At 68.7% G+C, this 5,187-nt stretch carries 4 protein-coding genes and 1 pseudogene; 2 read left to right on the top strand and 3 right to left on the bottom strand.

Features of this window, described 5'->3' with window-relative positions:
- Positions 1-674 precede the first annotated feature (674 nt).
- Complete coding sequence (locus ABT114_RS49885) at positions 675-2,945, bottom strand: SEL1-like repeat protein (RefSeq protein WP_351153906.1); 2,271 nt, start codon at positions 2,943-2,945, stop codon at positions 675-677.
- A 200-nt stretch (positions 2,946-3,145) separates the two neighbouring features.
- On the opposite strand from ABT114_RS49885, the gene ABT114_RS49890 reads away from it, so the two are divergent.
- Positions 3,146-3,316: a hypothetical protein gene (locus tag ABT114_RS49890; protein WP_351153909.1), complete on the top strand. Its 171-nt coding sequence runs from the start codon at positions 3,146-3,148 to the stop codon at positions 3,314-3,316.
- Positions 3,317-3,623: 307 nt separating this feature from the next.
- Here the strand turns inward: ABT114_RS49890 and ABT114_RS50850 are convergent, their stop codons facing one another.
- Entirely contained in the window at positions 3,624-4,280 is a 657-nt protein-coding gene (locus ABT114_RS50850) for a replication-relaxation family protein (protein WP_502988542.1), read from the bottom strand.
- A gap of 6 nt (positions 4,281-4,286) precedes the next feature.
- On the bottom strand, positions 4,287-4,535 hold the full coding sequence (locus ABT114_RS50855; protein ID WP_502988541.1) for a replication-relaxation family protein: 249 nt from the start codon (positions 4,533-4,535) through the stop codon (positions 4,287-4,289).
- Positions 4,536-4,845: 310 nt separating this feature from the next.
- Between ABT114_RS50855 and ABT114_RS49900 the strand changes: the two are divergent.
- Positions 4,846-5,187 (top strand): annotated as a pseudogene (locus ABT114_RS49900) (hypothetical protein); the annotation flags it as partial.

A 5,187-nucleotide genomic window follows, 5' to 3' on the forward strand; every position in this document is an offset into this window, starting at 1 on the left:
GCGCCACCACCTCCCGCGGCGACATCACCGCCCGCAGCCTCTGACCCGCCGGCCCAGCCGCAGCCGAGCGCGCACCAGGGGGCGGTGGCCGACGGTGCTGCGCAACCGGTGCCGGCCGGACCGCGCAGCCTGCCGCCGCGGAGCGGTGGGCTGCGCAACTGGCGCCCCGTAGCGGCGGGCTGCGCAATCGGTGCGCGATGGGCTGCGCAACGTCGTGACCTGCAATGGTCGGGCCTGTGGTCAGGGTCCTGGTGGCCGTGGTCGGGGCATTGCGCAGGCCGGTGCAGCGCCCGGTCACGGGTGCGCGGAGTGCATCCAGCTCATATTCTCCGGTCGGGGTCGCGTACAGGGCGCCATACGGGCGAGGACGGGCCGTGCTGGAGCGGCTCGGTCATCGCCGCCGTCATGACGGCGGCCTCGCGCTCGAACGCCGCCAGTGCGACGTCCCGCCGGGCGGCCGCGCGCAGGGCGCTGATGCACGCCCGGTCGCGACATGGTCGTAGTCCACGCCGTCGACCGGCCGCATGCTCCGCGGCGCGCACCCACCTCCCGGTACTGCGCTGCTTCCACGCCGCCGTCCAACTGGTGAAGAGGCGGCGTTGCGGGGTGTGCTCTTCGACCCTCTTCTCGCGTGGCCGAGGGCTGAGGACTGGTGAAGTTGCATGTTCCTCGGTTCAGACGTCATCGAGGCAGGATGGTTCGGCTGTCCATGGGCGGGCGATGGAGTCGTCCGGTTCGACGCCGTATCTGCGAAGTTGCTCCGCCTCAAAAGCGTGCCCCGTCCGTGCCAGCACCTCTGCGGTGATCCACAGGGCTCTTTCGTTTCCGGAACTCAGCTCTCGCCGGAGCCAGTCGGTCGCCTCCTCGGTCCGACCTGCCTGTTGCATGAGTCTGACGGCCTGGCGCATTGCGTAGGTGCTCTCGCCGGAGAACGACTGATAGTGGTGGATGGCCTCATCGATCCGGCCGGCACGGACGAGTGGATCACCTATCCAGATGATGGCCGGGTTGGGACCGCTCATCAGGCTCCCTATGTGAAGCTCGTCGTCGTCCCAGTATCGGAGCGGGACCGGATCGTCCTTGAGGTAGGCGAGTCGGTCGCCAAGCTCTCGCAGCTCGGTCTCGTCGTCCACTCCGTAGTGGTGGCTCAGTACCCGGTTCAGCTCGTCGCGTCGGTCCTCCAGAAGGTTGGCGAGGGCTTCTAAAGCAGCCTCGGTACTGGTGGTTGAGCCCCTCTCTGGGGCGGTCTCGATCTGTTTGCGCAGCCAACGGATGCTGTCTTCCGGATCGAGATCGGAGAATCGGTCGGTCAGCCAGGCCACCCGGGCGTAGGCATCGTCGTCGACACCGGATTCGGCGCACCAGCGATACCAGCGGACGGCCTCAGAGACCCGGTCGCAGCCTTCCAGCATGCTGGCCAGTGACCAAGCAGCTCTGCGGTGACCTGATCGGACGGCAGCCATGTAAAAGAGCGAGGCTTCGTGGAACAAGCCGCGGGTCTGTGCTTCAGATCCAATCTGTACGAGTTCGGGGGCATCGGCATGGCGGCGGAGCACCTCCCAGAAGGGCTGAAGCGGGACCGACGAGGCGCGTGCCTGGCGTCCTTCCTGCTCGATGATGTCGGAGAGGCGGTAGTGGGACTGGCTGGGCCGAGTGGCCGTCACGAGGCCACGAACGCCGTAACAGGGCGCGCTGGTGTAATCGAGCGCCTTGGTAATCCAAGTGGTCTTCAGTGTGCTGAGAGTGACGTCGTCGAGCAGTTGAAACGCGGCTTCTTCTAGTAGAAGGGACGAGATATCCGGTCCGTGACCGCACCTGCGGATGTCGATCGCTGCGTCCAGCACCGCCCGGACAGTGGCGGGTGCCGTTTCGTAGCGCCGGCGCAATTCGGGAACACCCGCCAGGAACTGGGTGATGCGTCCGCCGGACTCCCCGGCAGCGCGCGTCAGCCGGGGATCGTCGCTTGCGGCCGCCTGACGCGTCTCTTCAGCGGAAAATGTGTCAGAAACTGAAAGGACCCCGACGCTGCGGAGCAGTTGGCGGGCCTGGGGGTGCGGGTCTCTCCAGGCCGTCGGCGGCCGGCTCAGCTCACCGTGATGCTCGCGCCACAAGGTGCCGAGCACCAATACCGGGGCGCGGTCAGGATCGTCTAAGAGCTCGCGCAGGGCCACCGCGATCTGCTCGCCAAGTTCCGTGTTCAGGTAGTGCTGGGTGTCGTTAAGCCACACAACGGTCTGCGGTCCCACCAACCTCTCGGTCAGGCCCTCCAGAAGTGAGCGGGGAGGCGTTGGCGTACGGGGGAGCCACAGCAACCAGCCCGTCGGCAGTCCTTGGATCGCCTCCCAGAGCGCCCGTGTCTTGCCCGTCGAGGAATCGCCGACCAGAACCGCCATCGCGCTCCTCGACATGGCGGAGGCGACGACTTCTGCCAACTTATCGTCGTGATCCCGTCGCACGTACGCAGGCAAGAGCGGAAGTCGAGCATCGCCGCCGATGTCACTCGCCTCGTGGACATCCAGAGCGAATGGACCGGCCTCACTCACGGGCCGTCCAAGTCGCTGTTGTTCCGGCACGAGGTGAGCGGGAGGAAGCGCCGGGGAAGGAGGCCGGCGGGACCCGGTGGCCTGCGCAAGGGTCCATCGGCGCCTCCATAGATCACGGTCTGCCCGGGTGACGGGGCGTCCGCTCCAGACGAGCAGCACGCTGACAAAGGCCCACAAGCGCCGGAAGTCCTGCGGCGCCCGTCCGTACTGGACCCACTCCCACACGGTCGACGTCGTCAGCGTGGGTAGTTCGTCCTGCCACGTGTCGTTGGCCTCCTTGATGGCCTTGGCACGGGACCGCTTGGGGTCACCGGTTCTGTATCTGGCCTGCTCCTCCAGGACCCGCAGGGCCTCCGCAAACGCAGCTTTTCCTTCGTGGGGAATCGATGTGAGTGCCCTCATGTCCTTACGGCCTCTTCTCCCGCGTTCCAACAACCGGCCATCCGGTCTGTCCGGCTCGGATGTCTCCGGCACGCTCCTGGCCAGCAGAGTCACGTGCCGAATCCGGCCCGTCCGGAAGGTGGTGACGTGTGGCGCACGGCTGCCTTCTCCTGGGATCGCACCCGCTGAAGGAGCGGATAGAGATCGAAAGGAGCCCCCGGGTGGACCCCGTGCTCGTCTGGATGGCGGTGGCTCTTGCCGCCATGCTCATTGTCGCGGTTGCTGCGGTGCTTGTGGCGAGATTCGCCCTTAGCGGCACTGCGTCGGAACACCGTGCGGCGGTTCTGTCCGCCGTCGCAGAAATCATCCGCGCGATCCATGGCAAGCGCTAAGGCGGGGCCGCTCGCACAGAGCCACGCAGATCACGGCCAGGCCGACGAGATGCGTGCGAGTGCGAAGCGCGGCACTTCTAACGGGCGTGGCGCGCAACTGGCAGTGAGCGTCAACTGCGCAGCAGCGGGCGGTGGGCTGCGCCGCCGAGTGTGTATCCGGGGCAGTGGCCGACGGTGCTGCGCAACCGGTGCTGGCTGGGCTGCGCAACGCCGTGACCTGCAATGGTCGGTCCCGTGGTCGGGGCCCAGATGGTGGTCGTGGTCGGGCCTGTGGTCGGGGCATTGTGCAGGTCTGCGCAATGCGCGGTCACGAGCGCGGTGAGTGCATCCAGCTGACTCTCCGGTCGGGGTCGTGGACAGGGCGCCACACGGGTGCGGAGGGGCCGTTGTGCAGCAGGTCGACCAGCGGCGCCGCCAGGACGGGCACCTCGCGCAGGAAGCCGGCCAGCGCCAGGTCCCCGGTGGCCGCGTGCAGGGCGCTGATACGGGTCTCGATCCCGGCGGGGCCGGTGCCGTCCAGGACGAACAGCAGCCGCGGGAACAGCGGGTACTGCCGCCGCCATGCCTCTTCCTGCGGTTCCTGGTTGAACGACCGTGGCCGCGTGCTGGGCCCGGGCACGTACTGGTGGAGCCGCGCGTAGGCGCCGAGTTTGGCGGCGAGGCGTTCGGGCCCCATGGTGGCCCGGTCGACCTCCACGAACGCCCGCAGCATCGCACCCCCGTCACCGTCACCGTCGCCGGGGCCGCGCCGGTAGTACATCAAGGCATCAGGGATGACGGCCTCCCTGCCCCCGACGGGGTGATAGACCTCCGGTATCCAGTCCAACGGCTGGCACAAGTCGCCGCGGTGGCGGGCGTCCTGGAGGAAGGCGAGCGCGGTCTCGGACACGGTCAGTCCGTGCCCGATCCGCAGCCGGACGGCGGTCGGATCGCACGCCTTCTTCGGCGCCCGCCGCCCCCGCAGCTCCGGTCACTCACCAGCGACGGCCACGCCGTACTCGGTGGGGAACCACACCCGGGTCCGTCCGGCCTGCGGCAGGGTGATCCGGTCGACCAGCCCCTCGGTCCGCAGCTTGGCCAGCCGGCGGCGGGTCTGCTCGATCCGCACCCCCGGCGCGATCACCAGATGCATCTGCTCGGTCGTGGCCATCCGGTACTGGACCAGCACGGCCAACGCCAGCCGGTCACCACTGCCCGCATCCACGTTCGTCATCGTCATCGTCGACTGCTCCCGCCCCTGTCCGTAGGAGAGCGGCACCGTCCTTGTCCGGCGCCGCGCGTACGAACCACGGCAGCAGCCAGCCCCGACCAGAGAACCGACCACGAAAGCCCGGCCACGGTCACGATGCGACAACACCGCCCCCGACCAGGCCGTAACCCCCGCCGACAACCCCGCCCACAACAGTCCGCACCCTCCCACCCGCAAGCCTGCATATCCGCAGGTCACCACACCTGTCTGGCCATGGTCGCCAGCCCGACATCCCCCTCCGCACACCCCGCGCTCACCCCAAGAACAAGAAGAAGGAGAGGTGAAGGGGACGGCGGGCGGAACGGGCGGGCAGTGCGGCCGGGGGATCGGGGGAGGCACCGCGCGGGGTGCCGCCCGCTCCGGCGCCCCGCACGCGATGGCCGTGAACGAGACGGTCATCGCCGTTACCCGCACCCCGCCGGCCGCGACCCGCCCGATCACCGGCGTGAGCACCACGGCGCTCGCCCCGACGACCGTTCCAACCGCAGCGGTCGCGGCGGCCGGGACGGTGGAAGGGATCGGCAGCGTTTTCTCTTGGTCGACCGAGGTCGCGCTCAACCTGCCCAGCACGGGCCGTAACCGCTCCGGTGTCCGCGCGGACGCGGTCCTGCAGGCGCCGGAG

The sequence above is a fragment of the Streptomyces sp. NPDC002088 genome (assembly GCF_040296605.1).
Classification (GTDB): Bacteria; Actinomycetota; Actinomycetes; order Streptomycetales; family Streptomycetaceae; genus Streptomyces.

Excerpts from the sequence above, each read along its gene's own strand:
- ABT114_RS49885 (WP_351153906.1), bottom strand. The coding sequence starts at position 2,945 with ATGAGGGCACTCACATCGATTCCCCACGAAGGAAAAGCTGCGTTTGCG.
- ABT114_RS50855 (WP_502988541.1), bottom strand. The coding sequence starts at position 4,535 with ATGACGATGACGAACGTGGATGCGGGCAGTGGTGACCGGCTGGCGTTG.